This is a genomic window from Streptomyces sp. NPDC058534 (genome assembly GCF_042717365.1).
Lineage (GTDB): Bacteria > Actinomycetota > Actinomycetes > Streptomycetales > Streptomycetaceae > Streptomyces.
Window position 1 is genome coordinate 24,925 of the sequence record NZ_JBHXNW010000033.1, and the last position, 25,371, is coordinate 50,295.

Consider the following 25,371-nt stretch of genomic DNA (forward strand, 5'->3'; position numbering starts at 1 on the left):
CCACACAAACACTATCTCTTGTTGTGCGCCTGATCTTTTTTTTTTACCGAGCCGGGGGGGGGCCCCCCCCCTCCGGGACTCGGGTCGTTCCCCGGGCACCCTCACGCCCCGGCGGGCACCCGGTCCAGGAAGCCGAACACGGCGCTGATCCGGCCCTCGTCGTCGAGCGTGACCACGTCGAACCCGGCCACCGGTGCGGAGCCGTCGGCCTCGCTCACCAGCTCCCAGGAGAAGCGCGCCGTGTCGTGGTGCCCGTCCACGGCACCGGACAGCCGGAAGGCGAAGCCGGGGAACTGCTCGTGCGCCGCCGCGATCACGGCCGCGATCTGCTCGTGGCCGCGGACTTCGGCCAGCGGGTCGGTGTAACAGCCGTCATTGGTCCAGGCCGCGGCGACCGCCTTGGCCCGCGTGTCCGGTGCCGCGTTCCATGCCTCGAAGTAGCGGGCGACGGCGTCTTCGTGGCGGCGGGCGGGTGCGGATGCGGACATGGCGATCAGCCTCCATCGAGGTCGTGTGCGCTGGTCAGGGACCGGATCCCGGTCTCGGCGACCCGGTACCGCAACCATGCCCGCACCTGCGGGCACCGTCGATTACCCCCGGGGTCATGGCGGCACCCCGCGCGGCCGCCGGTGGACCGTCCACCCGGAATCGGGATTCCCGACGGCACGGGTCGGCTTTCGGCCATCAACTGCCGTGAATATGCCAGGAGACTGGCCGGAAATTCATGGTGACAGTGATTCATCGGTGAACATACTCACCTCTAGGGCCTCTCACACCATGCGACAGCGCCCTCACGCACAGCACACGAGCCGCACGGACGCCCTGCCCGACCGGCAGGCGGTGGGTGACGGGGGAGGGTAGCAGTGCACGACGAGTTCCTGTGCCACGTCACGGCCTACGGCGTCTGTGACGGCCGGCGCATCGGTGTCCCGCTCGGTACCTACCGGGCTCCCACCCTCGCCCTGGCCCTGTGGTGGCTGCGCGACCGCGCCTCCTGGATGGCCGAGCGGCTGGACCCGCAGCCCGACACCCCCCACTTACCGCGCGCCGCCCTGACCCCCGTCGCCGACGACGCGCCCGACGTGCCGCGCGTGCTGCGCACCTGGTGCGCCGACGACCTCCAGCAGGAACTGGTCGCCGACGAACTGGCCGCGGGTCACCTGGTGCGGATCGCGACCAGGGACGACACCACCGAGTACGAGCTGATGGCCGAGTCCGTGGACGCACTCCGCATGCAACGGGCCTCCCCGCCCCTCGTCGTCCCGGTGGCCTGACCCCTGCGCCGCAGGCGCCCCGAGGACACGTCGGACCGCCCCCGGCGCCTGTCCGACGATCCCCGTCTGTACTGTGGGACCCTCATCGCAGGCGCTCCGGGCCTTGTGATCGCACGTACCGGACGCCGCCGGACCCGCCCCACGGGCGGACGACGGGAGTCGTCGGACAGGACCTAGGAGCCCGTCGCAGCCCGGCCCGTCCGCCGGCCCGCCCACCGTGCGAGCAGCGCGCCGAGTGTTCCCGCGACCAGACCCCACAGCAGGGCGAGACCCACCGCGCCCCACAGTCGCGGCCGCAGGAAGAGCCGGCCGGACAGGCCGCCGCCGAGGTCGCCGATGCCGAGTACGGACAGCCCGTAGTGGGCGAAGACGCGGCCGACGAGGCCGATCATCAGGACCGTCAGCGCCAGGGCCACGGCCAGGTGCATCGCGTGCAGCCAGACCGGCATCCTGGCCGGTGAGCGGAGTGCCATGACGAACCCGGCCGCCACGACCAGGACCGCCGCGGCGACCAGCAGCCACCACATCCGCCCGTCCTGCTCCGTGAGCGTGCCCAGGTTCACGGTCGAGACGTCCTCCGTGCGCAGCACCTCGTCCACCACGCGCGGCATCGGCAGCCCGAACGGCCCCTCGACCCGCCCGTTCCAGGTCCCGCCCAGGCCGATCGTGAGCGCCGGCCACGCCAGGTTCGGCAGGCCAAGGAGCAGCACGGCGAAGGTGTCCGCCGGATGCCCGCGCGTCCCGGCGACGACCAGGCCGACGACGACGCCGATGACGACGTAGGCGAGCAGCAGCGCGACCATCGCGTACGCCGCCGGCCGCACCGACGTCTGCAGGCGCAGCAGCCGGCCGGGCAGCGGCGCCCCGCGTGAGACCAGCAGGGCGAGCACCAGCACCCCGGCCAGCCACAGGAGTCCGAAGAGCACGGTCAGCGGCACGTCCGCGGTGAAACCGACGGTCGGGGTGATGCCGAACAGGTCGCCGAGGTCGCTCAGCGCACCCTCGCCGAGCGAGACCTCGAAGGTCTGCCGCGCGGCGAAGGCCAGCCCGAGGAGGGCGAGCAGCCACAGGAACGCGATCCGCCCGGCCCAGCCGGCCAGCTCCGGGGCACCGGCGACGGCGCGGTGGCGCAACGGCCGCAGGAAGCCGTAGGCGATCACCAGCGCACCGGTCAGGGTGACGGACAGCGGCATCACGGTCAGTCCCGCGTCGGTGTCGGCGAACTCCCCGGCGTCTCCGGCCAGTTCCAGCGCGCCGCCCAGGGCGGTGACGACGGTCGCCACGACCACCCGCGGGAAGGCGTTGTCGGGCAGGTTCGCGGCCCCGGCCGCCCACAGTCCGAGCGCGGCCGCGACGCCCATGGCGACCAGCGCGGCCAGCACGGTGGCCAGGGCCTGCGCCCAGCCGTGCCGGGGGACCGCCCGACCGGGGGGTGCGGCCCTGCCAGGGGGTCCGGAGGGGTTTCGCGCACTCACGCTGCCACGCTAAGCAGGCCCCGCCGGGCCCGCCCGCCGACAGGGCCGTCCGCGCGGCCGGCCGGGGGCGCCGCTCAGGCGGCGCGAACCACCAAGGCGTGGTCGCCGAGCCCCAGCAGGCGGCCGGGCGACACCTCGCCCCTGGTGGTGAAGACCGCGAGGACACGGCCCGTCGCCGTGTCGAAGGCGGCGTCCAGCACCGTGCCCTGCGCGGTGCCCGCCTCGGTCAGGACCCGGCGGCCGAGCAGGTCGTGGTGGGTCACGACCGGCTCGGTACCGCCCGTGGACCGGACCCGGACGGCGCTCGGCCCGATCGTGACCACCGCGTCCCAGGCCAGCACCTTCTCCCGGTGCAGGTGCCCGACGCGGAACCGGACGCCGCTCACGCTGCCGGAGGTGACGTCGACGGTCAGGGATACCACGGTGCCGAGCGGACCGGCCCCGGCGGCCGACGGCACCACCGGCAGCCCCCGCACCTCGGTGAACAGCATCACGGCAGCGAGCCCCGCCACGGGCCGGGCACACCGCCCACCAGGGAGCTGAAGCCCGGCAGATCGTCGGCGACGTGCCGGACGGCGTCCTCGGGCAGGACGAGGGCGCGACCGGTGACCGAGAGAGTCCCGCCGCGCGGCACGTACACCCGCCGCCGGTGCCGGGCCGGCCCCGGCACGAACCGCCGGCTCGCCGCCACCCGGAAGCCGACGACCCGCCCGGCGGTGCCGCCCTCCACGACGACGTCGAGCACCGTGCCGACCTCGGCGCCGGCCTCGGTCAGCACCCGCGCGCCCAGCAGCCGGGCCCGCAGGGGCTGCTGCCGCGCCGTCATGGCCGCGGAGTTCACCAGACCCCGCCGGTCGCGGATCATCACCGCGTCGTGGCCCAGCGCGTACACGGCCGCCCAGGGTAGGCCGTCCTTCAGGGAGCCGGACAGCAGCCCTCGCCCGGTCAGCGTGAAACCGGTGATCCGGGCCGCGGCGGCGTCGCATACGGTGTCCTTGACGTGGGCGACGGCGTCGCCGCCGAGGGTCACCACCGGCCGGGTGGTGATGCTTCGCGCGGCCATCAGCTCGTTCATCGCACCCCTTCCCGCCTTCTCGGGTTCCCCGCTCCACTGTGACGATGCCCGCACTACGAGAAGACGGGGACTGCGCCGCGCGAGTCGGGGTACGAGGACGGGTGCAGCAGCGTCCGGCCAGTCCGGCTTCCGAGAGAGACACGCATGACCGAACACGTGGACGGGGCAGTGATACCTACTGGTTTCGACGTCCCCGTTGAACCGCTGAGGCGGGCGGCACACTACTCCGGTGAGCCGGGATGCATAGCGCAGGCGCGAGGTTTCGCCGCGCTCTTCCTCGACCGGCTGAGGACCGAGTGGTGCGCCCTGATCGGTGCCCGCTCCGACGGCGCGGTCCTGCTGGTGGTGAGTGAACTCGTCACCAACGCCGACCGCCACAGCAAGGGCCCGTACATCCTGGAACTGGAGGGCACCGGCGCCTCGGTGGCGGTGACCGTCTACGACAGCAGCGGCGCGGTGCCCGAGCGGTTCCCCAAGGACCCCGAACGCGTGGGGCACCACGGCCTGGAGATCGTGCACGCCCTGGCGGAGACCGTCGTCGTCGAACCCGTCCCGGTCGGCAAGCGGGTGCGTGCCGTGGTGCCGCTCTCCGAGGCGTGAACGTGAATGTGGTGCTCCTCATCGAAGTGTGAGGAGCACCACGAAGAACCACGGGCACCGCCGGGTCAGGCGCAGCCGAGTTCGCCCAGCATGCCCTCGCGCAGCCGCGTGATGATCCGCTTGATCAGCCGGGACACGTGCATCTGCGAGCAGCCGAGCTCCGCGCCGATCTCGGCCTGGGTGGCCTCCTCGACGAACCGCATGTGGATGATCCGGCGGTCGCGCTCGCTCAGCTCGGCCATCAGCGGCGCGAGCGAGTGGAAGTCCTCGACGAGCCGCAGCCCGTCCTCCTCCACACCGATGAAGTCGGCCAGTACCGACTCGCCGTTCTCCGGACCGTCGCCGGTCAGCGCCGCGTCCAGAGAGGACGAGTTGTAGCCGTTGGACGCGATCTGGCCCTCGATCACCTCGTTCTCGCCGATGTTCATCAGCGTGGCGAGTTCGGCCACGGTGGGCTCGCGGTCCAGGCGGGAGGAGAGTTCCTCGCGGGCCTTGGCCAGCTCCACGCGCAGCTCCTGGAGCCGGCGCGGCACATGCACCGCCCACGTGGTGTCCCGGAAGAAGCGCTTGATCTCGCCGACGATGTACGGCAGCGCGAACGACGTGAACTCGACCTCGCGCGACAGCTCGAACCGGTCGATGGCCTTGATCAGGCCGATCATGCCGGTCTGGACGATGTCCTCCATGTCGTCCCCGCGACCGCGGAAACGGCCGGCGGCGAACCGCACGAGCGACATGTTCATCTCGATCAGGGTGTTGCGCGCGTACTGGTACTCGTGCGTGCCCTCTTCGAGCTCCGTCAGGCGCTGGAAGAACTGGCGGGACAGCTGCCGCGCGTCACGCGGCGCCACGGTGCGGGGGTCCACGACCCCGGGCAGAGTTCCGTCACCCGTCCCGCCCCCGGCGGTCTTCCCGACAACCTGCGCTTGCGGCCGGACCACGGCGGTCTCCCTTACCTCTCCCACGAAAGTCACGGTTCAGACGTCTCCCTAGGTTTTTTCCCGCCTGCGGGTACCCGGGTCACGGCAGCACATACCCCCCGTTCTCACGGGTGGCGGAAAACGGGTGCCGCCGCGTCGTCGCGGGGTGATGCCTCCTCTCTCAGCGTAGTCCCGCGGGTGGCGCCCGTCACCCGCGGATTTCCCTCAGGGCGGAACGCCGGCCCCTTCCGTGACGCGGCCGGGCTCCTAGGCTGAGGAGGTGACCAGCCACGTGCCGAACGAAGCCCGCGTCATTCCGCTGCGCCCGCAGGCCACGCGCCCGGGAGCCCGCCCCGCCGTCCCGCCGGTGCCCCCCGAGCGAAGGCCGCCCACCGTCCGCGAACCCCTCTGGCGCGATCTGGTCGGCGACGTCCTGCGCGGCGAACGCCTCGCCCAGGAGCGGACCCTGAAGGAGGTGTCGGACGCCGCCCGGATCTCCATGCCGTACCTGTCGGAGGTGGAGCGCGGGCGCAAGGAGGCGTCGTCGGAAGTGCTCGCCGCCGCCGCGGGCGCCCTCGGGCTCTCCCTGGGCGACCTGCTGGCCCGGGCCCACGGAGAGCTGGTCCGCCTCACCTCGCGGCACACCGGCGCGGGCGCCGGCCGGGGCGCCTCCGGCGCGCGGTACGACGGGATGTGCCTGGCCGCCTGAGCGACCGTCCGGGCCGGCGCCCCGTGCGACGCCGGCCCGGTTCCTCACACCCTCGCCACGCGCCGGGCGAGTACCTCGTCGGCCAGCCCGTACGCCACCGCCTCCTCGGCGGTGAACACCTTGTCGCGGTCCATGTCGGCGCGCAGGGCCGCGACGTCGTGACGGGTGTGCCGGGCCAGCACCTCCTCGACCTGGGAGCGGATCCGGACCATCTCCTTGGCCTGCAGCGCCAGGTCGGAGACCGTGCCCTGCCGGCCGCCGCTGGCGGGTTGACCCAGCAGGACCCGCGCGTGCTCCAGCACGAACCGCCGCCCCGGATCCCCGCCGGCCAGCAGCACGGCCGCCGTGGACGCCGCCTGCCCGACGCAGAACGTCGAGATCGGCGCCTGCACGAACGTCATCGTGTCGTAGATCGCCATCAGCGAGGTGAACGAGCCCCCCGGGGAGTTGATGTAGACGGCGATCTCGGTCTCCGGGGCCGACGACTCCAGGTGCAGGAGCTGCGCGATCACGACGTTGGCCACGCCGTCGTCGATCTCGGTGCCCAGGAAGATGATCCGCTCCGACAGCAGCCGGCTGAACACGTCGTAGGACCGCTCGCCCTGCGGGGTGCGCTCGACGACGTTCGGAATCGTGTAGCTCCCCATGTCACAGTCCCATCCGTCGGGCGGGGGCGGCCGGGCGTACGTCCGCGAGGGACTGGACGACCCGGTCCACGATGCCGTACTCCTTGGCCTCCTCGGCCGTGAACCAGCGGTCGCGGTCGCCGTCCCGGGAGATGGTCTCCGGGGTCTGGCCCGTGTGCTCGGCGGTGATCCGCTCGATGGTCCGCTTGGTGAACTCCAGGTTGTCGGCCTGGATCTCGATGTCGGCGGTGGTGCCGCCGATGCCCGCGGAGGGCTGGTGCATCATGACGCGCGCGTTCGGCAGCGCGTAGCGCTTGCCCGCCGCGCCGACGCTGAGCAGGAACTGACCCATGCTGGCGGCGAAGCCCATGGCGAGCGTCGAGACGTCGTTGGGGATCAGCCGCATCGTGTCGTAGACGGCGAGCCCCGCGTGCACGGAGCCGCCGGGGCTGTTGATGAACAGGCTGATGTCGCCGCGCGGGTCCTGGGCGGACAGGATCAGCAACTGGGCGCAGACCCGGTTCGCGGAGACCTCGTCGACCTGCGTGCCCAGCAGCACGATCCGCTGGTCGAGCAACTGCGCGGCGAGCTGTTCGTCGAACCGGGTCGTGGGGGTGTCGCCCTCCTCCGCGCGGGGCGGTGCCGCGGGGCCGGGGCCGGCGATGAGTGGAGACATCGGCGCTCCTTGTCGAGTCGTGGACGGTCTTGGAGGGTGGGTGGTACGCGGCTTGCGGCGCCGCGTTCCTTCACTCGTTCACTCTCGGCCCGCCGCGGACCCGGGCGGCGCGTTCTCTGCCCGCGGCAGATTCGCCACGAGCAGAGCGATTACTTTCGCGGTCCGCGCCGGTCGACAGTGGTGACCGAGTTCGACGCCCAGGCCCAGGAGGCAGTCATGAGCACCGACGGATTCACCACGTGTCTCTGGTTCGACGGCGCGGCCGAGGAGGCCGCCCAGTTCTACGTGTCCCTCTTCAAGAACTCCGGCATCGGCGCCGTCACCCACTACCCCGAGGGCTCGTTCCAGCCCGCCGGCACCGTCCTCACCGTCGACTTCACCGCCAACGGCCAGAAGTTCGTCGCCCTCAACGGCGGCCCGGAGTTCCGGTTCAACGAGGCGGTCTCCTTCCAGATCTCCTGCGAGAACCAGGACGAGGTCGACCACTACTGGGCGAAGCTCACCGAGGGCGGCGGCGAGGAGGGCCCGTGCGGCTGGCTCAAGGACCGGTTCGGCGTGTCCTGGCAGGTCGTCCCGATCCGGCTGGAGGAGATGTTCCGCGACCCGGACCCCGCGAAGGTCGCGCGCGCCAACAAGGCCATGATGGCGATGCACAAGCTCGACATCGCCGCACTGGAGCAGGCGTACGCCGGGAAGTGAGGCGTGCCTCCGGCGCGCGGGGCGGGCCGGGGGTGACTAGCGTGAGGAAGCGGACGGCCCCTGCCGTCCGGACCAGTCATTCGCACGGGAGGCGGCACCATGGCCGTGCAACCTGAAGGGGCCCCTTGCTGGGCCGACGCGATGTTCGGCGACGTCGAGGCAGCCAAGAGCTTCTACGGCGACGTCCTCGGCTGGACCTTCGGCGAGGCGTCGTCGGAGTACGGCAACTACACCGAGTGCTACGCGAACGGCAAGGCGGTGGCGGCCGTGGTCCCGCCCATGCCCGGCCAGGAGGGCCCCGCGCAGTGGTGCCTCTACCTCGCGTCCCCGGACGCGACGGCGACCGCGGAGCGGATCCGGGCGGCCGGCGGCGAGGTCGTGATGGAGCCGATGCAGGTCGGCGACTACGGCACCATGTGTCTGGCCCGCGACCCGAGCGGCGTCGTCTTCGGCGTCTGGCAGAGCGGCACCCACGAAGGCTTCGAGGCGATGGCCGAGCCCGGCGCGTACTGCTGGGCCGAGGTCTTCACCCGCGAACCCGGGAAGTCGGACGCCTTCTTCCCCCAGGTCTTCTCCTACAAGGCGAAGCAGATGGAGGACGACGCGGTGGACTTCCGCCTCTTCGACCTCGGCGACCGCACCGTCCTGGGCCGCATGGCCATGGGGGACGACTTCCCGCCCGAGGTCCCGCCCTACATCAACGTCTACTTCACCGTCCCCGACTGCGACGCCGCCGTGGCCCGCGCCACCGAACTCGGCGGCATCCTGAGCTTCGGGCCGATGGACACCCCGTTCGGCAGGTTCGCGGCGCTGAGCGACCCGCAGGGCGCGAGCTTCTCGGTGATCGACATCACCAGGACCGAGGGGGAGATGCCGAAGATGACGGACGTCGCCTGAGCCCCGTCCGGGCACCCCGCCGCGCCATGGCATGATCGGGCGCATGGGTGAACGTGTGGTGGCCGCGTGCGACGGGGCCTCGAAGGGAAACCCGGGTCCGGCCGGCTGGGCCTGGGTGGTCGCCGACGCCTCGGAGAGCCCGGTCCGCTGGGAGGCCGGGCCGCTCGGCAGGGCCACCAACAACATCGCCGAACTCACGGCGCTTGAACGCCTGCTGGCGTCGACCGACCCGGACGTGCCGCTCGAGGTCCGCATGGACTCGCAGTACGCCATGAAGGCCGTCACCACCTGGCTGCCCGGCTGGAAGCGCAACGGCTGGAAGACGGCCGCCGGCAAGCCGGTCGCCAACCAGGAACTGGTCGTGCGCATCGACGAGCTGCTCGCCGGCCGCTCGGTCGACTTCCGCTACGTCCCCGCCCACCAGGTCGACGGCGACCGCCTCAACGACTTCGCCGACCGCGCCGCCAGCCAGGCCGCGGTGGGCCAGGAGCCCGCGGGCAGCGGCCTCGGCTCCCCGGAGCCGCCGCCCGCCCCCGACGTCCCGGCGGCCGGGAAGGCACCGCGCCGCAAGCCGGGCACCACCCGCAAGAGCAACGGTTCCGCGGCGCGCACCATCAAGGCGAAGTTCCCCGGACGCTGCCTGTGCGGACGTGCGTACGCGGCGGGGGAGTCCATCGCCAAGAACGACCAGGGCTGGGGCCACCCGGAGTGCCGCACGGCGGCCGCCGGCTGATCCGCGCCGGCCCCTCGGCCGGGTGGCGCCGTTCCACATCCCCACCCTTGCTGCTCTGGGTCTACGGGTAAGGGTTCGGCCCCGGCGGCAGCACCTCCGTCGTCGAGTGCGAGCCCGAGACCTGGACCGGTCTTGGCCTGGACCGGGCAAACGAGAACCTGCCCCGCTACCTCCGGCTGCCCCCGGAACGGATGTTCGCCCGGCTGGGCCGGCGCCACTCACCCCTGCTTCCGTACGTCCCGCCCAGGCGCCCGGCGGATGACAGACTGACGCCATGGACGAGCGCACTTTCGACAGGTCGGATCAGCACGCGTCGGTGGTCGGCCTCGGCACCTGGCAACTGGGCGCCGACTGGGGGGACGTCGACGACAAGGAAGCCCTCACGGTGCTGGAGGGGGCGGCCGAGTCGGGGGTGACCTTCTTCGACACCGCCGACGTCTACGGCGACGGCCGCAGCGAGGAGACCATCGCCACGTTCCTGCGCGGCAGGCCCGACCTGCACGTGCTGGTCGCCACCAAGATGGGCCGCCGGGTCGAGCAGATCCCCCAGAACTACGTTCTCGACAACTTCCGCGAGTGGAACGACCGGTCGCGCCGCAACCTCGGCGTCGACGTCGTCGACCTGGTGCAGCTGCACTGCCCGCCGACGTCCGTCTACTCCAGCGACGAGGTCTTCGACGCCCTGGACACCCTGGTCGAGGAGGAGCGCGTCGCCGCGTACGGCGTGAGCGTGGAGACCTGCGCTCAGGCGCTGACCGCGATCGCCCGGCCGAACGTGGCGAGCGTGCAGATCATCCTCAACCCGTTCCGGATGAAGCCCCTGGACGAGGTCCTGCCCGCGGCCCGGGAGGCGGGCGTCGGCGTCATCGCCCGGGTGCCGCTCGCCTCCGGACTGCTGTCCGGCAAGTACACCCGGGACACCGTCTTCGCCGCGAACGACCACCGGAACTTCAACCGGCACGGCGAGGCCTTCGACCAGGGCGAGACCTTCTCCGGCGTCGACTTCGCCACCGGTGTGGAGGCCGCCGCGGAGTTCGCCGCGCTCGCCCCCGAGGGATACACCCCGGCCCAGCTGGCCCTGCGCTGGGTCGTCCAGCAGCCCGGTGTGACCACGGTGATCCCGGGAGCCCGTTCGCCCGAGCAGGCGCGCGCCAACACCGACGCCGCCCGGCTCCCGGAACTGTCCGACCGGACGCTCGCCGCGGTCCGCGACCTCTACGACCGGCGGATCAAGGACCAGGTCGAGGGCCGCTGGTAGCCGGTGCGCCGCGGCCTCACGGCACCAGGAGCAGCTGCCGTTCGCGCTCCTGGTCGCCGGCGGCCGCTCCCTCGTCGCGCGTGCTGAAGGCGTGCGACAGCGTCGTGCTCGCCGCCTCGACGGCCTGCGGGGTGCCCTGAACGGTGACCGTCACCGGCGCGGACAGGGCGGCCCGCGCCGGTGCCGGGGCGGCCTCCGGTGAGGGCGGGGAGTCGAAGGTCGCGGTGCGCACCGTCGCCCGTTCGTCGGCCGGACGGCCGTCGGGTGCCCCGAAGACGTCCTCCAGGGCGCGGACGATGGTCTGCGCGTCGTCGAGTCCGCCGCCGCTGAGCGTCACGGTGAGCTGTGTGTCGGACATCCTTCGCACTTCCTCCCTGCGGGCCGACTGGTCCGGCCCGTGTAACCGCTCGCCGTTCCCTCAAACCGGGGGTCCTCGTCCCGGCCCGGCGCCTGAGTGCGGGGATCGCGGGAACAGAGACGGGAACGGAGAACACGCGGGCGACGGCGATCGGGAGGAACCGTGACTGACTCGGGCACGGCTGACGGCGAGGGGCGGCGCAGAGGCCGCAACGAGACCGAGGAGGAGCGGGCCGACCGGATGTGGTCGGAGCTGATCCAGGAGGTACGCGTCGCGCAGATGGGCGTGCAGATCCTGTTCGGCTTCCTGCTCACTGTCGTGTTCCAGTCCAAGTACGACGAACTCTCGGCCACCGACCAGCGGATCTACCTGGTGACGGTGGTGCTCGGCGCCGTGACCACCGGCGCTCTGATCGGCCCGGTGTCCCTGCACCGTCTCGTGTCCGGGCGGCTGGTCAAGCCCCAGGCGGTGAGGTGGGCGTCGCGGCTGACCATGCTCGGCCTGGTGGGGCTGCTCGCCACCATGGCCTGCTCACTCCTGCTGATCCTGCGCGTCGCGACCCACAACGGGTTCGTGCCCTACGTCGTGACCGGCGTCGTGATCTGGTACCTGCTGTGCTGGTTCGGGATCCCGATGTGGACCCGGCACCGGCACCGGCACACCGCCGACTGAGGCGGGGTCAGCCCTCGGCCGTCAGTTCCGCGAGGAAGTCGTCGACGCGCACCTGCTCCCTGCCCGGCCGGACGACGGCGTGCGTCTCGCGCAGGAACGCCTGGACGGCCGCGGCCCAGACGAACACGACGGCGCGGTGACGGTCCCCGTCGGACCGGTCGTCGCCCAGCAGTTCGATGCGGAGTTCGTCCCACACGCCCCGCGACTCGGGCCGCATCCGTACGTCGCCGACGCCGACCGGCCGGGTCAGCCCCTCGCCCACCATCTGCCGGTCCAGCGTCCAGCGGGCGAGTACACGGCCGTCGTGGCTGAACACCACGGGGAGCGCGAACGGGTCCCGCGCGTCGTAGGCGAAGTGGGCGAGGACGGGAAAACGGTCGGTGTCGCCCGTCTGGAGCTGCACGACCAGGGTCCGGTGCACGGCGGTGTTCACGAGTGGCCTCCAGCGGGACGGACGTAGAGCCCTCTAGTACCCCGCGGGTGTTCAGCTACCGCCCAGCGCCTCGCGCAGCGCGGGCAGCAGGGTCTTCTCCGACCAGTCCAGGAAGGCGTGCTGGGTCTCGCCGCCGATCTGCACCAGGGCGATCTCGGTGAACCCGGCCTCCACGTACGGGCGCACGGCCGCCACGAAGGCGTCCGGGTCGTCGCCGCAGGGGATGGACCCGGCGACGTCGTCGGGGGTGACGAACTGGGTGGCCGCCGCGAAGGAGTCCGGGTGGGGCAGCTCCGAGTTGACCTTCCAGCCGCTGCCGAACCAGCGGAACTGGGCGTGGGCGCGTTCGACCGCCGCGTTCCGGTCGGGGTCGTAGCACACCGGCAGCTGGCCCACGCGCGGCTTGCCCGCGCCGCCATGCCGGTCGAAGGCCGCCAGCAGTTCCGCCTTGGGCTCGGTGGCGATCACCAGGTCGGCGAACTCGCCCGCCAGTTCGCAGGAGCGGTCGCCGGAGACGGCGATGCCGATCGGCGGCGCGCTCTCCGGCAGGTCCCACAGCCGGGCCGACTCCACGTCGAAGTGGGTACCGCGGTGGTTCACGTGGCCGCCGTCGAACAGCGCCCGGATGATCTCCACGGCCTCCCGGAGCATCTCGTGCCGTACGTCGACGGACGGCCAGCCGCCGCCCACCACGTGCTCGTTGAGGTTCTCGCCCGAGCCGAGGCCCAGCCGGAACCGGCCCTCGGACAGCAGTTGCAGCGTCGCCGCCTTCTGCGCCACCACCGCCGGGTGGTAGCGGAAGGTCGGACACGTCACATATGTCATCAGCGGGATGCGGGAGGTCGCCTGCGCCGCGGCGCCGAGCACGCTCCAGGCGTAGGGCGAGTGGCCCTGCGAGCGCAGCCAGGGGAAGTAGTGGTCCGAGGTCACCGAGAAGTCGAACCCCACCTCCTCCGCCCGCACCACATGGCCGACGAGTTCACGCGGGCCGGCCTGCTCGGTCATCATCGTGTATCCGATCTGCGCCATGGCGTCCGGGTCCCCGCCCGGCCCGAGGGAAAACCGTCGGAAACGGGAGGGAAGCGGTCAGGCCGTGTCCTCCCGGAAGCTTCCGAGGAACGCGGTGAGCGCCCGTTCGTTCTCGCCGTCGTCCCAGTCGGCCGCCGGGGTCGTCCAGCGCAGCGAGAAGCTGCGTCCGCCGCCGAGCAGGAACCCGCGGCCGAAGGTGCGTATCCGGTCGCCGTCGTCGTGGGCCACCCACTGCATGTCGGCGGCCTCCCGCCCCCGGTACGTCGTCGCCCGGATCTCGCCGATCCGCCGGTAGCCGCCCGAGCGTTCCAGCCCCGGCTCGACGTCGTCGCGCCACACCGCCACCGGGTCCGCGCCCGCGCGCTCGCTGTAGGTGACCGCGAGGGTGCGCGGGTCGCCGGACGCGCCGAAGACGACCCGGTACGCCCCACCCGGCACCCGCGAGGTGTCCAGTCGCCGCCAGTTCCCGGGCAGGGCCACGGAGAAGCCCTCCGGCGCGTCGTAGCGGCTGAACCCGGCGGGCAGGGCCGCGTCACTCGGCTTCGACGGTGACGGACTCGCGCTCGGCGGGGGAGTGGGCGAGGCGGGGGCGGTGTCCTCGGGGGAGGAGTCATCGGGGGACTGGACGACGGGGGCCGAGGGGCGCTGCCCGGCGTCCGTGGCGGAGCCGTCGTCGGTGCCGGGCAGCCCCTGGGTGGCGGCGACGACGGCGACCGTGACCGTGACGAGCGCGAGAGCGGTACCGGCGACCATGCCACGCCCGCTCCACCCCCGGCTCGCGTCCCGGGCGGCGGCGTACACACCGCGCAGCCGGGGGCGCGGAAGCTCGCGCACGGCCGTGTCGGGGTCCTCCGTCAGTACCCGGGTGAGCGCCTCGCGGACCACCGGGCGGGTCAGCCGCTCGCGGGAGTCCTTGCGCAGCAGCCCCAGCACGGCCTGGGTGAGCGGACCGGTGCGGACCGGGGTGCGCAGCGGCAGCCGGTCCACGCCCTTCAGCGTCGCCTCGGGCCGGCCGCGGTCGCGGAAGGGCGGACGCCCCTCGACCATGGTGTAGAGGATCGCGCCCAGGGTCCACAGGTCGGCCGCGGGGCCGATCCGCTCGTCGCGGGCCTGCTCGGGCGAGGCGTACGAGGGCGCGGTGAGCCGCGGGGCGAGGGTGGCGCCGGCCAGACCGAATCCGGTGACGACGACCGAGCCGTCCTCGCGCACGAACACCTGGCCCGGGCTCAGCTCGCCGTGCGTGATCCCCTCGCCGTGCGCGGCGTCGAGCACGGCCAGCAGTTCCAGGCCGACCCGTGCCGCGCGCACGTAGTTGAACGTGCCCTGCCGGTCCAGGAGATCGCCGAGCGGCACCCCGCCGACCCACTCGGTCACCGTCCACAGGGCGCCGTCCGCGACGGTCGCGTCGACCACCGGGGCGATCCGCCCCGGGCACAGCCGCTCCACGGTCTCGCAGGTGCGGACCACCCGCCCGGTGGCCCGGCGGGCGGTGTCGTCGGCCTGTTCCTCCGGGAGCGCGATCCGCGTGACCAGGCACGGACGGCCGGTGCCGGAGTCCTCCCCGGACCAGCAGACACGGTTCGTCTCCTGGTGGACGACCTCCAGCAGGCGGTACCGTCCGGCGACCAACTCGTGTGTGGAGGCGTGCGCCCAGCCCATGGCCATCCCTCGTTCGCACCGCTGGCTCTCAGCTTGTCCAGGGATACGGTGAGCGGGCCCGGGTGCGTTCAACGAATGCGCGATCGGGGCCGCTTTCTGACCCTTCTTCAAAAAGCGCCGAACACCTGCGCGAGTATGTATGCGGGGAAAGCGACCGGCCCGGTGCGCACCAGCCCTGAACTGCGTGGTCGCGCACGTCCGTCCGTCCCGAATTCCGGCACCGGACCGCACGGCACCGGAATTCCGATGCCCACCTGGGGTAACCGGCGGTAAATGCGGATCCGGTGCCGGAAAACGGTGTCAGCGCAACCCGAACCCGTCCGCCCAGGACGTCATGTCGGCGACCGTGGCATTGCCGCCGCACACCACAAGACCGAGCCGGGCGCCGTCACCCACCCGCTCCACCACACGCCGGGCCGCCGGCAGCAGACACCCGGCCGCCGGCTCGGTCCACACCTTCGCGTGCTCGGCGAGCGCCAGCGACCCCTCCACGGCCTCCCGGTCCGACACCACCAGCACTTCGGTGACCAGCGCCGACACATGCTCGTACGTCACCTGCGAGACGGCCGGGGCGCTGAGTGTGGTGACGATCGACGACAGGGCCACGGGCAGCGGCCCGCCCGCCGCCAGCGCCCGGGACATCGCCTCGGCGCCCTCGGTCTCCACGCCCCACACCCGCAGCTCCGGCCGCCGCGCCCGCCGCGCCGCGGCCACGCCCGCGATCAGACCGCCGCCCCCGATGCTCACCAGCACGTCGGTGAGGTCCCCGGCGTCCTCCTCGAACTCCAGCCCGACGGTGCCCTGGCCCGCGATCACCACCGGGTCGTCGAAGGGGTGGACCAGGGTCAGCCCCTCCTCCCGCAGCCGCGTCACGAGCGCGAAGGCGCTGTCCATGCCGTCGGTGAGCCGCACCAGCGCGCCCGCCTCCTCGGCGGTCTCGACGGAACGGGCCGGTGCCGTGCGCGGCATGACCACCGTCGCCTTCACGTCCAGGGCCGCGGCCATCACCGCCACGGCGATGCCGTGGTTGCCGCCGCTGACCGCGACGACCCCGGCGGCCCGCTCGGCCTCGGTCAGCGACAGCAGCTTCGCCGTCGCGCCACGCGCCTTGAACGAGCCGGTGCGCTGGAGCAGCTCCAGTTTCGCGGTGACCGGAACCCCGACCAGTGCGGACAGCCCGGGGCTGGGCACGGTCGGGGTGCGTACGACATGTCCGGCGATCCGCTCGGCCGCGGCTTCGATCTCCGTGATCCCGATCAAGGCGGTCATCAGTGCTGCTGCGCCTTCTGCGGCGTTGCCTCGCTCGGCCGGACGACGACGAAGCCCTCGCCCTGGAGGAGCAGTTGGACGGCCTCCCCGGAGCCGCCGCGCAGCATCGAACCCATGGACTGCGAACGGTGCAGGGAGGTCTGGAGCCCCGCCGACCAGCCGACGATCGCGTCCGTGTCGACGTAGACCGGGTACTGCGGGGAGACCGGGATGACCAGCGGACTGCCCTCGCACACCAGCCCCAGCCTGCCGTGTCCCGTGAAGACACTGTTGAACAGCCCGCCGCCGGCGATGCCCGAGCCCTTCACGGTGGAGATGCGGTACGACAACGAGGCGTCGAAACACAGGACGTTGCGGCCGTTCACCGTGAACTCGTCGCCGGGCTCGACCTCCACGATGAAGCAGTTCTGCGCCTCGTGCGCGAACCAGGCCTCGCCCTGTCCGCGCACCGCCATCAGCGGCAGCCCCTCGCCGGTGACCGCGCGCTTGAGCATGCCGCCCACGCCCTGGCCCTTGCGTTCGAACTGGAGTCCGCCGCGGTAGGCGATCATCGCGCCCTGCCGGGCGAGCATCTCGCCGTTCACCGAGTAGCGGATGCACTTGGAGTTCTCGACGGTCATGCCCGGCGCGGAGGCGGGCTGCACCATGTGCTCACTGGAAAAGAGGTCACCCTTCATACCGGCATCCTGACCCGGAGAGTGCCGTTCCGCCAAGATCGGTGCCGAGTCCGTTCCAGGTGTTCAGCCGCCGAAGAGCTGGGTCCAGTAGGTGCCCGCCCGTCCGCCGCCGGCCAGGCCGACGCCGATGTGGGTGAAGTCGGCCTTGAGGATGTTGGCGCGGTGTCCGGGGCTGTTCATCCAGCCCTCGACCACGCCGGCCGCGGAGCGCTGCCCGCAGGCTATGTTCTCGCCGACCGTGCGCCGGGCGGCTCCCGCGGCGGCGGCCCGGTCCCAGGGCTTCCCGCCGTCGGGGTCCGTGTGGGCGTAGAAGTCCCGGGCCACCATGTCCGCGCTGTGCGCCTGCGCGGCCCGGGTCAGCGCGGCGTCGACGGCCAGCGGACGCAGCCCCGCCCCGGCCCGCTCCCGGTTGGTGAGGCCGACGACCTCCGCCGTGGTGCGGTCCAGCCCGTCCGGGGTGAGCGGCACGGCCCACAGCGCCGTCCAGTACGTGTCGCCCGAGGGGCCGCCGGTGGCGTGACCCCAGCCGGCGTGCGTGAAGGCGGTGTCGTGCAGCGTGCGCCGGGTGCGTTCGGTGCCCAGGCAGTACGAGACGAACTCGGCGGGGGTGCGCGGGCCGGAGACCAGGTGCTCGCCGACGGCGAGGTAGGCGAACCCGGCCGAGACGACACGCTGATGCACGGAGAGACCGTCCCGTGTCTCGACGCTCAGGGTGCCCGCGGCGGCCATCGCGGCGGCGTGCGCCCCGGCCGCGGAGACCAGCCGGGCGTCCGCGGTCAGCGGCGGGGAACCGGCCGCCGTCCGGGCGGAGTTGACCAGGCCGAGGAAGCCGTCCGCGTCGGAGGTGAACGCGGTGGGCGGGGCCGGGGTCCCGTGCGGAACGGGGGCGTCGTCGATCACGTCCACCCCGAAGTCCCGGGCGAGTCCGGCGAGTCCGTCTGCGTACCCCTGGCCCAGGGCGCGCAGCTTCCAGCGTTCGCCGCGCCGGTACAGCTCCGCGAGCAGCAGCACGGTCTCCTGCCCGGGGCGCGCGGGGGTGAACCGGGCCAGGGTCCGGCCTGCGGTGTCGGTGACGTGGAGGGCGGGGGAGGGGAGCGCGCTCAGGGCGGCCCCGGGGTCCGACGGGCTGACCACCACCGTCACCCGGCTCGCACCGGGCCGCAGCCGGGCGGGATCGACGGTGAGCGTCCCGCCGAGGAGCCGGGCGCCGGGCGCCTCCGGCTGGTTGTAGAAGACGAAGTCCCCGTCCCCGCCGACCTTTCCGCCGTCGTCCGTGACGAGCGCCGACACGTCGAAGGGGCCGGGCACCCGTACCTGCACGGGGCCGCCGGGCAGAGGGACGTTGCCCCCGGGGACCAACTCGCTCATCGTGCCGCCCTGTGTCGTGGTTCGCGCTCCGGGTGCGGGTAGGGGTACGCGCACGGGTGTCGGTGCCGGGTCAACGTCCGCCGGGCGGCGGGGGTTCCCGGCGCCGCGCCCGCCTCATCGGTCCGACGACGCCGGCTCCGGGACGATCAGGCCCTGCCGGTAGGCGACGGCGACGGCCTCGGTGCGGCCGGCCGCGTGCAGCTTGCCGAGGATGTTGGAGACGTGGACGCTCGCCGTCTTGGCGCTGATGAACAGCTCCTCGCCGATCCGGCGGTTGCTGTGGCCCAGGGCGAGCAGCCGCAGGACGTCCCGCTCCCGGGCGGTGAGCACCGCGGCCCCCGGCCCGCCGCCGGGCGCCGGGTCCGTGAGGCGGCCGCGGCGGGTCAGGTCGTCCAGCCGCTCGCGCAGCACCGTGGCGCCGAGCCGGTCGGCCTCCCGGCGTACGGCTTCGGCCTCGGTGGCCGCCTCCTCGCGGCGGCCGGCCGCCAGCAGGGCCTCCGCGAGGCGCAGCCGGCACCGGGCGAGTTCGTAGGTGTCGCCGAAGGTGAAGGCGGCCACCGTCTTCTCCCAGGACGCCGGGTCCGGGCCGGTCCCGGTGGTCCGGATCCACTCCGCCTCGGCCCGCGCCAGCCACGCCTGCCCCTCGGGGCCCTGGGGCGTACCGTCCTCCCCGTACCCCGCGGACGACCGCGCCTGCGCCACCAGTTCGGCCGCGGTGTCCGCCCAGTCGGCGGCGCCGGGCTCGTCGCCGGTCCTGCGCAGCTCCACCACGGTGTCGGCGACCGCGGACAGGGCGAGGGCGGCGAGCCTGACGGTCGCCAGGGGCGGTGTGCCCGCGTCGTCGCTGAGCGACTCGACGGTGGACCGCATCGAGGTCACGGCGTCCGTCGCGTCACCGCGCAGGGCGGCGGCGTCGGTCAGCACGATGCCCCCGACGAGCCGGGCCATCCAGTCGAACGGCCCCTTCAGCAGCGCCCGGGCGCGGTCGGCGGCCCCCGCATCGCCGCGCGCCAGGGCCACGTACAGCCCGGGACCGAGGATGTGACCGCCCCAGGCGGGCAGCGCCCCGCTGTGCTCCTCGTACCCGCGTACGCACTCGTCCCAGTGCCCCAGCGTGTACTGCACCAGCAGCCGCAGATACCGCATCTCCCGCGGATACGGCGAGGACAGCAGCCCGGAGCGGCGGGCCCGGTCCAGTCCCTCCGACGCCCGGGTCAGGCACTCCTCCAGGTCACCGGACTCGAAGCTGCCGATGGCCAGGTTGTACAGGGCGCGCAGCTCCACCGGCGCGTTGCCCGCCCGCCGTGCCAGCTCCCGCGCCTCAAGGAGCCGCTCGCGGCCCTCCGGGGTGCTCCGGTTGCCGCCCTCCAGGCTGGTCAGGGAGATCAGGAGGTCGGCGCGGGCGTCGGTGATGCCCAGCTCCTCCGCCACTCCGAGGGCCCGGCGCGCCACGTGCAGCGCCGTCCCGTTCTCCCCGACCTGGCGGGCCGCCATCACGTGGGTGGCCGCGGCCCACAGCCAGGTCGCCGACGGGGGCTCGGCGGGGATCAGGCCGAGCGCCTCGCTGCTGTGGGCGTACGCCGCCGACTGGTTGTCGACGCTGAGCAGGTTCCCGGCGAGCGTGTAGCGCACGCGGGCGGCCAGTTCCAGGTCGGCGTCCTGGCCGAGGCCGGCCAGCGCGGAACGGGTGAGGGAGACCGCCCGGTGCACCTCTCCGGCGTGCGCCGCGGCCGCCGAGGCGCGCAGCGTCAGCGTCACCGCGTCGGGTCCCGTGGGCCGCGCGGCGGCGTCGACCGCCGACCACAGGTCGAGGGCCGCCTCGACGTGCCGCAGCTCCTCGGCGGGCGCGCCGACGCGCTGGGCGTGGTCGGCGGCCTCCAGGGACGCGGCCAGCGCCTCGGGCAGGTCGTGGCTCTCACGGTAGTGGTGGGCGCGTTCGGCCGCGCTGTCCGAGCGGCGGTCCGGCCCGGCGAGCAGCCGCGCGAACCCGCCGTGCAGCCGGGCCCGTTCCCCGGGGAGCAGATCGGCGTAGACCGCCTCCCGGGCCAGGGCGTGCCGGAACGAGTACGTGTCCCCGTCGCCGGAGACGAGCAACTGCCGCTCCACGGCCTCGCGCAGCGCCGACTCCAGCTCCTCCTCGGGCAGCCCCACGGCGTCCCGCAGCAGATCGTGCCCCACGCGCCGCCCGGCGACGGCGGCGGTCCGCAGGACCTGCTGCGCGGTCTCGGACAGCTGCTCGAAGCGGATGAGCAGCACGTCGGCCAGGCCGCTGGGCACGCCCCCCGCGGGCGCGTCCGTGGCCGCCACCAGCTCCTCGGCGTAGAAGGCGTTGCCCTCGGCGCGTTCGACGATCCGGTGCACGGTGGTGTCCGGCAGCGGCCGGTCCCGCAACGCGCGGACCAGCCGGGCGACGTCGGCGTCCGGCAGGGGACGCAGCTCCAGCCGCTCCACGGCGGGCAGCCGCACCAGCTCGGCCAGCAGCGGGCGCAGCGGGTGGCGGCGGTGCAGGTCGTCCGCCCGGTAAGAGGCGAGCACCGCCGGCCGGTGGCCCGGGGCCCCGCCGGCCGGCCGCTGCAGCACGCCCCGGCTCAGCAGGAACCTCATGAGATCCCGGGAGGACTGGTCGGCCCAGTGCAGGTCCTCCAGGACCAGCAGCAGCGGCGCGACGTCCGCCAGGTCGGTGAGGAGCGCGGCCACGCCCTCGAAGAGCCGCAGCCGCGACCGGGTGGCGGCGTCCCCGTCGTCCGGGCCGCCGCCGAGCAGCCGGTCGGCCACCGGGTGGGCGGCCAGCACGGCGGCGAACCGCTCGTCGGCCGCCAGAGCCCCGAGGATCTCGGTGAACGGCAGATAGGGCAGACCGACGTCGCCCAGGTCCACGCAGTGCCCCGTGAGCACGGTGGTCCCGGCCGCGGCGGCCCGTGCGGCGACCTCGTCCAGGATCCGGGTCTTGCCGACCCCGGCGTCCCCGGCGACGAGCACCGCCCGGGCCTCCCCGGCGCGGGCGCGCTCCAGGACGCCGGTGAGACGCGCGAGTTCGTCCTCGCGGCCGACGAGTGGGCTGGTGAGTGAGGTCTGCGGCACGCCGCCCATCCTGACACGAGGGTCCGACAGCGCCTCCTGTCCGTGGGGCCGGGATTGCCCGCACCGGTCGGGGATCGCCGGACCGGTCCGGGGGCGGTCAGCGCCGCAATGTGGCGGCCCAGTCCTGCTCCCACTCCAATGGCATGCGGACATCGTAGGGAAGACTGGTCCCCATGGACGTCACCGCGACACAGGGAGGGACCCGTATGACGCGCCCGATCACGGCAGGCGTGGACGGTTCGGAGGAGAGCCTGGCCGCACTGGCCTGGGCCGCGAGGGAGGCGGTCCGCCGGGAGGCGGAGCTGCACGTCGTGCACACCTGGCAGGCGCGGGACTCGGCCGGCACGGGGGACCGGGACGCGCAGGAGCGGTGGGTGCGGGAGGCGGTCGCCGAGCCGGTCCGGAGCATCGCCGAGCGGCACCCGGAGCTGACCGTGTCCACGGAGGTCCGCGAGGCCGACGACCCCGTCGCCGTACTGCTCGCCGCCGCGGCCGACTCCGGGACACTGGTGCTCGGTTCGCGCGGCCACGGGGCGGTCGTCGGATTCCTGCTCGGGTCCGTCGGCCGGCAGGTGATCGCCGAGGCGACCCGGCCCGTCGTCCTCGTGCGCGCCGGTGACGAGGCCGCGGGCGAGGCCGCCGGCCGCGAGGTCGTCGTCGGCCAGCAGGGCGAGCCCGAGGACAGTGCCGACGTGATCGGGTACGCCTTCGAGGCGGCCGCCGCGCGCGGCGCCACCGTGCGCGCCGTGCGGGCCTGGACCCTGCCGACGGTGTTCACCTACAGCCCCGGCTCGATGGCGCTCGCCGACGAGGCCGGCGGGCTGGAGCAGTACGAGCGGAAGGCGCTCGGCGAGGCGCTCGGTCCCTGGCGCGAGCGTTTCCCGGACGTCCCGGTGGTCGAGCACGTGGAGATGGGCAGCGCCGGCCAGGTGCTGCTGTCGGTGGCCGCGAACGCCCAGTTGACAGTCGTCGGCCGCCGCGCCCGCCGTACTGCCGTCGGCGCCCGGGTCGGGTCGGTGGCGCACGGCGTGCTGCACCACGCGGACTGCCCGGTGGCGGTGGTCCCGCACACGTGAGACCGCACGGGCGGGGCGGCCCGGGGCGTCAGTCCGACGTGGGCTGAAGGGTCTCCCGGGCCTTGGGCAGGATGTTGACGAGGTAGTCCTCGACGACCGTGTCCAGGCCGATGTCGTGCTGGGCCCGCTCGGAGAGGTACCAGCGGTGCTCAAGGAGCTCGTGGTAGATCTCCGCCGGGTCCATCGAGCCCCGCACGTCCGGCGGCACGGCGCGCACGGTGGGCCGGAAGACCTCGCGCACCCAGCGGTGGGCGAGGACTTCCGGACGGGCGCCGAGGGGGTCGCCCGGGGCGTAGTCGTCCTGGGTGGCCATCCAGCTCTCCAGGTCGTTCAGCAGCCGCCTGGCCTGGTTCTCCTCGGCGTCCAGGCCGGTCAGCCGCAGCAGCTGGCGCTGGTGGTGGCCGGCGTCGACGACCTTGGGCACGAAGGTGACCGTGTCGCCGTTGGAGGCGTGCTCTATCTGCATCTCGGCCACGTCGAAACCGAGGTCGTTCAGGCGCCGGATCCGGCGCTCGATGTAGTGGTACTTTCCCGCCGGGTACACGGAGGTGCGGGTCAGTTCCTCCCACAGCGTCCGGTAGCGGGCACAGATCTCGGTGCCGAAGTCGATCGGGTCGACGGACGGGTGCAGCGCCCCGGAGGCCTCCAGGTCGAGCAGTTCGCCGCTGATGTTCACGCGGGCGAGGTCGAGGTCGTAGTCGCGCTGTCCGGGGCTGAGCCGCGGGTGCAGGTCCCCGGTCTCGGCGTCGACCAGGTACGCGGCGTAGGCGCCCGCGTCGCGTCGGAAGAGCGTGTTGGACAGCGAGCAGTCGCCCCAGGCGAACCCCGCCAGGTGCAGCCGCACCAGCAGCACGGCGAGGGCGTCCATCAGACGGTGCATGGTCGCCGGGCGCAGCGTGGTCTCGAACATCGACCGGTACGGCAGTGAGCCGCCGAGGTGCCGGGTGACGAGCACCGGCTCCAGCTCCTCGCCGGCGGTGCCGGTGCGGCCGGTCACCACGGCCAGCGCGTCCACCGCGGGGATGGCGAGCCGGTCCAGGTCGCGCAGCAGCTGGTACTCGCGCAGCGCGGGCCGTTCGGCCAGCTCCTTGACGGCGATGACCTCGTCCCCGGCCCGGGCGTAGCGGACGACGTGCCGGGAGATACCGCGCGGCAGCGGCACGAGGTACTCCTCGGGCCACTGCTCCAGCGGCAGCTGCCACGGCAGTTCGAGCAGGAGCGCGGGGTGCTCCGGATTGGTGGCGCTGATCTGCAAGGCCATGCCAAGACTCTAGGCGGCCCGTTCCCGGGCCAGGAGCGCGGCTTCCTTGACGAGGCCGCGGTGGACGGGCCCGTGCCCGGGGAGCAGGACGTCGCCGTCGAGTCCGGCGAGGACGTCGAGGGAGCTCAGGGTGCGCGCCCGGTCGTGGTGGAACATGTCGGGCAGCAGCTGCGGTCCCTCGATCCTGGCGGTCGCGTGCCCGCTGACCAGCGCGTCCCCGGAGATCACCACCCCGGCGTCCGGGAGGTGGTAGGCGCAGTGCCCGTCCGTGTGCCCGGGGGTGTGCACCGGCACCGGCCGCCCGGGCAGGTCCAGGGCGCCGCCCGGCGGGAAGGGCGCGGGCGCGGTCACCGGGTGCTGCTCGGTGCCGCCGGAGCGCAGCACGTGCGCCATCCAGGGCAGCACGCCCGGCCGCCAGGCGTTGCGCAGGACCGTGCCGACCGAGACCTGCTGGAGGAAGTCCCGCCGGGCGTGCGGCACTTCGGCCTCGTGCAGCAGGACCGGGGTGCCGTGGGCGGCGCGCAGGTACTCGGCGGAGCCCAGGTGGTCGTTGTGCGCGTGGGTGATCAGTACGGCCGCCACCGCCTCGGGCGAACTGCCCACCGCGGCCAGGGAGTCGAGCAGCAGCCGCCGGTCGCCGGGGTAGCCGGTGTCGACGAGGGTCACCGCGTCGCCGTCGGTGAGGATCACCCAGTTGGTGTGGGAGCCGTGCACCAGGTAGGTGCCGTCGGCCACTTGTCGTACGTCCGCGCTCATGGGGTCTCCCGCGTTCCCTTTCCGCCCCCGCTCGCACCAGCCAAGCAGACCCGGCACGCGGACGGCCGCCCGCCCCTCAGCGCACGCCGTGCGGACGGAACTGGACGCTGATGCGCGGGCCCGCGGCACGGGTGCTCTTCGGGACGCAGTGCTCCCAGGTGCGCTGGCAGGAGCCGCCCATCACGATCAGGTCGCCGTGGCCGAGCGGGCGGCGCACGGTGTCGCCGCCCCCGCCCGCAGGGCGCAGCAGCAGATCCCGGGGTGCGCCGACCGAGAGGATGGCGACCATCGTGTCCTGGCGCGCGCCGCGTCCGATCCGGTCGCCGTGCCAGGCGACGCTGTCCCGGCCGTCGCGGTAGTGGCACAGCCCGGCCGTGGTGAACGGCTCGCCCAGCTCGCCGGCGTAGTGCGCGGACAGGGCGTCGCGGGCCTCGGTCAGCAGTGGGTGAGGCAGCGGGTCGCCGGCGCCGTAGAAGGCGAGCAGCCGGGGCACGTCGACGACCCGCTCGTACATGGCACGCCGCTCCGCGCGCCACGGGACCTCGGCGGCCAGCCGCTCGAACAGCGCGTCGGCGCCGTGCAGCCAGCCGGGGAGCAGGTCGATCCAGGCCCCCGCCCCGAGGTGGGTGCGGCGCAGTCCGCCGAGCGGGCCGAGCCGGACCTCGTCGGTCTGGTCGAAGAGCGAGCCCTGGAGGTGCGTGGTCATGGGACCAGCGTACTCTCTATTCGAAAAGATGTTCTAAATCTGTTCTCTCTCTTTCGATACGTCGGTGTATCCGATACATTCGCG

At 73.4% G+C, this 25,371-nt stretch carries 27 protein-coding genes; 9 read left to right on the forward strand and 18 right to left on the reverse strand.

The window, feature by feature from the left end; genetic code table 11:
* Window positions 1-101: 101 nt before the first annotated feature.
* Complete coding sequence (locus ACFWR9_RS21100) at window positions 102-488, reverse strand: nuclear transport factor 2 family protein (RefSeq protein WP_383844335.1); 387 nt, start codon at window positions 486-488, stop codon at window positions 102-104.
* A gap of 375 nt (window positions 489-863) precedes the next feature.
* Between ACFWR9_RS21100 and ACFWR9_RS21105 the strand changes: the two genes are divergently transcribed.
* Window positions 864-1,274, forward strand: coding sequence for a hypothetical protein (locus tag ACFWR9_RS21105; RefSeq protein WP_383844338.1), 411 nt, complete (start codon window positions 864-866; stop codon window positions 1,272-1,274).
* A 173-nt stretch (window positions 1,275-1,447) separates the two neighbouring features.
* Here ACFWR9_RS21105 and ACFWR9_RS21110 read toward each other — a convergent pair whose 3' ends face one another.
* The 3 genes from ACFWR9_RS21110 to ACFWR9_RS21120 all read right to left on the reverse strand — a co-directional run bounded on the left by ACFWR9_RS21110 (window position 1,448) and on the right by ACFWR9_RS21120 (window position 3,824).
* Window positions 1,448-2,749 (reverse strand): streptophobe family protein, encoded by a 1,302-nt coding sequence (locus tag ACFWR9_RS21110; RefSeq protein WP_383844341.1) that lies wholly within the window; start codon window positions 2,747-2,749, stop codon window positions 1,448-1,450.
* 74 nt (window positions 2,750-2,823) lie between these two features.
* Window positions 2,824-3,243 carry a PRC-barrel domain-containing protein gene (locus tag ACFWR9_RS21115; protein ID WP_383844484.1) on the reverse strand — a complete coding sequence of 140 codons (420 nt, stop codon included), beginning with the start codon at window positions 3,241-3,243 and terminating at the stop codon, window positions 2,824-2,826.
* The gene (locus ACFWR9_RS21120) at window positions 3,240-3,824 is read right to left on the reverse strand and encodes a PRC-barrel domain-containing protein (protein ID WP_383844344.1); all 585 of its coding nucleotides are present in this window, start codon (window positions 3,822-3,824) and stop codon (window positions 3,240-3,242) included. The genes ACFWR9_RS21115 and ACFWR9_RS21120 overlap by 4 nt, the downstream gene beginning before the upstream one ends.
* Window positions 3,825-3,968: 144 nt before the next feature.
* Between ACFWR9_RS21120 and ACFWR9_RS21125 the strand changes: the two genes are divergently transcribed.
* Window positions 3,969-4,424: an ATP-binding protein gene (locus tag ACFWR9_RS21125; protein WP_383844347.1), complete on the forward strand. Its 456-nt coding sequence runs from the start codon at window positions 3,969-3,971 to the stop codon at window positions 4,422-4,424.
* Between the two features lie 65 nt (window positions 4,425-4,489).
* Here ACFWR9_RS21125 and ACFWR9_RS21130 read toward each other — a convergent pair whose 3' ends face one another.
* Window positions 4,490-5,389, reverse strand: a complete 900-nt coding sequence (locus tag ACFWR9_RS21130; protein WP_383844487.1) for an RNA polymerase sigma factor SigF — start codon at window positions 5,387-5,389, stop codon at window positions 4,490-4,492.
* Window positions 5,390-5,624: 235 nt separating this feature from the next.
* Between ACFWR9_RS21130 and ACFWR9_RS21135 the strand changes: the two genes are divergently transcribed.
* A complete protein-coding gene (locus tag ACFWR9_RS21135; RefSeq protein WP_383844350.1) occupies window positions 5,625-6,053 on the forward strand; it encodes a helix-turn-helix domain-containing protein in 429 nt (142 codons plus the stop codon).
* Between the two features lie 44 nt (window positions 6,054-6,097).
* On the opposite strand, the gene ACFWR9_RS21140 is transcribed toward ACFWR9_RS21135, so the two are convergent.
* Window positions 6,098-6,700 (reverse strand): ClpP family protease, encoded by a 603-nt coding sequence (locus ACFWR9_RS21140; RefSeq protein ID WP_383844353.1) that lies wholly within the window; start codon window positions 6,698-6,700, stop codon window positions 6,098-6,100.
* A 1-nt stretch (window position 6,701) separates the two neighbouring features.
* Window positions 6,702-7,355 (reverse strand): ATP-dependent Clp protease proteolytic subunit, encoded by a 654-nt coding sequence (locus tag ACFWR9_RS21145; RefSeq protein ID WP_383844355.1) that lies wholly within the window; start codon window positions 7,353-7,355, stop codon window positions 6,702-6,704.
* A 216-nt stretch (window positions 7,356-7,571) separates the two neighbouring features.
* Here ACFWR9_RS21145 and ACFWR9_RS21150 point away from each other — a divergent pair, with 216 nt between their 5' ends.
* The 4 genes from ACFWR9_RS21150 (at window position 7,572) to ACFWR9_RS21165 (ending at window position 10,942) form a co-directional block, all read left to right on the forward strand.
* Window positions 7,572-8,054 carry a VOC family protein gene (locus ACFWR9_RS21150; RefSeq protein ID WP_383844358.1) on the forward strand — a complete coding sequence of 161 codons (483 nt, stop codon included), beginning with the start codon at window positions 7,572-7,574 and terminating at the stop codon, window positions 8,052-8,054.
* 99 nt (window positions 8,055-8,153) lie between these two features.
* Entirely contained in the window at window positions 8,154-8,951 is a 798-nt protein-coding gene (locus tag ACFWR9_RS21155; RefSeq protein WP_383844360.1) for a VOC family protein, read from the forward strand.
* 31 nt (window positions 8,952-8,982) lie between these two features.
* On the forward strand, window positions 8,983-9,684 hold the full coding sequence (locus tag ACFWR9_RS21160; RefSeq protein ID WP_383844363.1) for a ribonuclease H: 702 nt from the start codon (window positions 8,983-8,985) through the stop codon (window positions 9,682-9,684).
* Window positions 9,685-9,958: 274 nt separating this feature from the next.
* Complete coding sequence (locus ACFWR9_RS21165; protein WP_383844366.1) at window positions 9,959-10,942, forward strand: aldo/keto reductase; 984 nt, start codon at window positions 9,959-9,961, stop codon at window positions 10,940-10,942.
* Window positions 10,943-10,958: 16 nt separating this feature from the next.
* Here the strand turns inward: ACFWR9_RS21165 and ACFWR9_RS21170 are convergent, their stop codons facing one another.
* Window positions 10,959-11,300, reverse strand: a complete 342-nt coding sequence (locus tag ACFWR9_RS21170) for a hypothetical protein (protein ID WP_383844369.1) — start codon at window positions 11,298-11,300, stop codon at window positions 10,959-10,961.
* Window positions 11,301-11,462: 162 nt separating this feature from the next.
* Between ACFWR9_RS21170 and ACFWR9_RS21175 the strand changes: the two genes are divergently transcribed.
* Entirely contained in the window at window positions 11,463-11,972 is a 510-nt protein-coding gene (locus ACFWR9_RS21175) for a DUF6328 family protein (protein WP_383844372.1), read from the forward strand.
* Between the two features lie 7 nt (window positions 11,973-11,979).
* Here ACFWR9_RS21175 and ACFWR9_RS21180 read toward each other — a convergent pair whose 3' ends face one another.
* From ACFWR9_RS21180 to ACFWR9_RS21210, 7 genes are all read right to left on the reverse strand, one after another.
* Window positions 11,980-12,405 carry an SsgA family sporulation/cell division regulator gene (locus tag ACFWR9_RS21180; RefSeq protein WP_383844375.1) on the reverse strand — a complete coding sequence of 142 codons (426 nt, stop codon included), beginning with the start codon at window positions 12,403-12,405 and terminating at the stop codon, window positions 11,980-11,982.
* A 51-nt stretch (window positions 12,406-12,456) separates the two neighbouring features.
* Window positions 12,457-13,434, reverse strand: a complete 978-nt coding sequence (locus tag ACFWR9_RS21185; RefSeq protein WP_383844378.1) for an LLM class F420-dependent oxidoreductase — start codon at window positions 13,432-13,434, stop codon at window positions 12,457-12,459.
* 57 nt (window positions 13,435-13,491) lie between these two features.
* Window positions 13,492-15,099 carry a serine/threonine protein kinase gene (locus ACFWR9_RS21190; protein ID WP_383844380.1) on the reverse strand — a complete coding sequence of 536 codons (1,608 nt, stop codon included), beginning with the start codon at window positions 15,097-15,099 and terminating at the stop codon, window positions 13,492-13,494.
* 294 nt (window positions 15,100-15,393) lie between these two features.
* Window positions 15,394-16,353 carry a threonine/serine dehydratase gene (locus ACFWR9_RS21195; protein ID WP_383844490.1) on the reverse strand — a complete coding sequence of 320 codons (960 nt, stop codon included), beginning with the start codon at window positions 16,351-16,353 and terminating at the stop codon, window positions 15,394-15,396.
* 8 nt (window positions 16,354-16,361) lie between these two features.
* Entirely contained in the window at window positions 16,362-17,039 is a 678-nt protein-coding gene (locus ACFWR9_RS21200; RefSeq protein WP_383844383.1) for an AIM24 family protein, read from the reverse strand.
* Window positions 17,040-17,102: 63 nt separating this feature from the next.
* Window positions 17,103-18,407 (reverse strand): CAP domain-containing protein, encoded by a 1,305-nt coding sequence (locus ACFWR9_RS21205; RefSeq protein WP_383844386.1) that lies wholly within the window; start codon window positions 18,405-18,407, stop codon window positions 17,103-17,105.
* 114 nt (window positions 18,408-18,521) lie between these two features.
* Complete coding sequence (locus tag ACFWR9_RS21210) at window positions 18,522-21,497, reverse strand: ATP-binding protein (protein ID WP_383844389.1); 2,976 nt, start codon at window positions 21,495-21,497, stop codon at window positions 18,522-18,524.
* 197 nt (window positions 21,498-21,694) lie between these two features.
* Here ACFWR9_RS21210 and ACFWR9_RS21215 point away from each other — a divergent pair, with 197 nt between their 5' ends.
* The gene (locus ACFWR9_RS21215; protein ID WP_383844392.1) at window positions 21,695-22,564 is read left to right on the forward strand and encodes a universal stress protein; all 870 of its coding nucleotides are present in this window, start codon (window positions 21,695-21,697) and stop codon (window positions 22,562-22,564) included.
* 28 nt (window positions 22,565-22,592) lie between these two features.
* On the opposite strand, the gene ACFWR9_RS21220 is transcribed toward ACFWR9_RS21215, so the two are convergent.
* The 3 genes from ACFWR9_RS21220 to ACFWR9_RS21230 form a co-directional block, all read right to left on the reverse strand.
* On the reverse strand, window positions 22,593-23,825 hold the full coding sequence (locus ACFWR9_RS21220; RefSeq protein ID WP_383844395.1) for a DUF4032 domain-containing protein: 1,233 nt from the start codon (window positions 23,823-23,825) through the stop codon (window positions 22,593-22,595).
* Between the two features lie 9 nt (window positions 23,826-23,834).
* Window positions 23,835-24,581, reverse strand: coding sequence for an MBL fold metallo-hydrolase (locus ACFWR9_RS21225; RefSeq protein WP_383844398.1), 747 nt, complete (start codon window positions 24,579-24,581; stop codon window positions 23,835-23,837).
* 76 nt (window positions 24,582-24,657) lie between these two features.
* Window positions 24,658-25,287, reverse strand: coding sequence for an alpha-ketoglutarate-dependent dioxygenase AlkB (locus ACFWR9_RS21230; protein ID WP_383844401.1), 630 nt, complete (start codon window positions 25,285-25,287; stop codon window positions 24,658-24,660).
* Window positions 25,288-25,371: the final 84 nt, after the last annotated feature.

Coding starts and splice junctions, on each gene's coding strand:
- ACFWR9_RS21170 (WP_383844369.1), bottom strand. CDS start 11,300: ATGTCCGACACACAGCTCACCGTGACGCTCAGCGGCGGCGGACTCGAC.
- ACFWR9_RS21165 (WP_383844366.1), top strand. CDS start 9,959: ATGGACGAGCGCACTTTCGACAGGTCGGATCAGCACGCGTCGGTGGTC.
- ACFWR9_RS21150 (WP_383844358.1), top strand. CDS start 7,572: ATGAGCACCGACGGATTCACCACGTGTCTCTGGTTCGACGGCGCGGCC.
- ACFWR9_RS21120 (WP_383844344.1), bottom strand. CDS start 3,824: ATGAACGAGCTGATGGCCGCGCGAAGCATCACCACCCGGCCGGTGGTG.
- ACFWR9_RS21230 (WP_383844401.1), bottom strand. CDS start 25,287: ATGACCACGCACCTCCAGGGCTCGCTCTTCGACCAGACCGACGAGGTC.
- ACFWR9_RS21155 (WP_383844360.1), top strand. CDS start 8,154: ATGGCCGTGCAACCTGAAGGGGCCCCTTGCTGGGCCGACGCGATGTTC.
- ACFWR9_RS21185 (WP_383844378.1), bottom strand. CDS start 13,434: ATGGCGCAGATCGGATACACGATGATGACCGAGCAGGCCGGCCCGCGT.
- ACFWR9_RS21100 (WP_383844335.1), bottom strand. CDS start 488: ATGTCCGCATCCGCACCCGCCCGCCGCCACGAAGACGCCGTCGCCCGC.
- ACFWR9_RS21190 (WP_383844380.1), bottom strand. CDS start 15,099: ATGGCCATGGGCTGGGCGCACGCCTCCACACACGAGTTGGTCGCCGGA.
- ACFWR9_RS21205 (WP_383844386.1), bottom strand. CDS start 18,407: ATGAGCGAGTTGGTCCCCGGGGGCAACGTCCCTCTGCCCGGCGGCCCC.
- ACFWR9_RS21125 (WP_383844347.1), top strand. CDS start 3,969: ATGACCGAACACGTGGACGGGGCAGTGATACCTACTGGTTTCGACGTC.
- ACFWR9_RS21210 (WP_383844389.1), bottom strand. CDS start 21,497: ATGGGCGGCGTGCCGCAGACCTCACTCACCAGCCCACTCGTCGGCCGC.
- ACFWR9_RS21215 (WP_383844392.1), top strand. CDS start 21,695: ATGACGCGCCCGATCACGGCAGGCGTGGACGGTTCGGAGGAGAGCCTG.
- ACFWR9_RS21225 (WP_383844398.1), bottom strand. CDS start 24,581: ATGAGCGCGGACGTACGACAAGTGGCCGACGGCACCTACCTGGTGCAC.
- ACFWR9_RS21160 (WP_383844363.1), top strand. CDS start 8,983: ATGATCGGGCGCATGGGTGAACGTGTGGTGGCCGCGTGCGACGGGGCC.
- ACFWR9_RS21140 (WP_383844353.1), bottom strand. CDS start 6,700: ATGGGGAGCTACACGATTCCGAACGTCGTCGAGCGCACCCCGCAGGGC.
- ACFWR9_RS21200 (WP_383844383.1), bottom strand. CDS start 17,039: ATGAAGGGTGACCTCTTTTCCAGTGAGCACATGGTGCAGCCCGCCTCC.
- ACFWR9_RS21220 (WP_383844395.1), bottom strand. CDS start 23,825: ATGGCCTTGCAGATCAGCGCCACCAATCCGGAGCACCCCGCGCTCCTG.
- ACFWR9_RS21145 (WP_383844355.1), bottom strand. CDS start 7,355: ATGTCTCCACTCATCGCCGGCCCCGGCCCCGCGGCACCGCCCCGCGCG.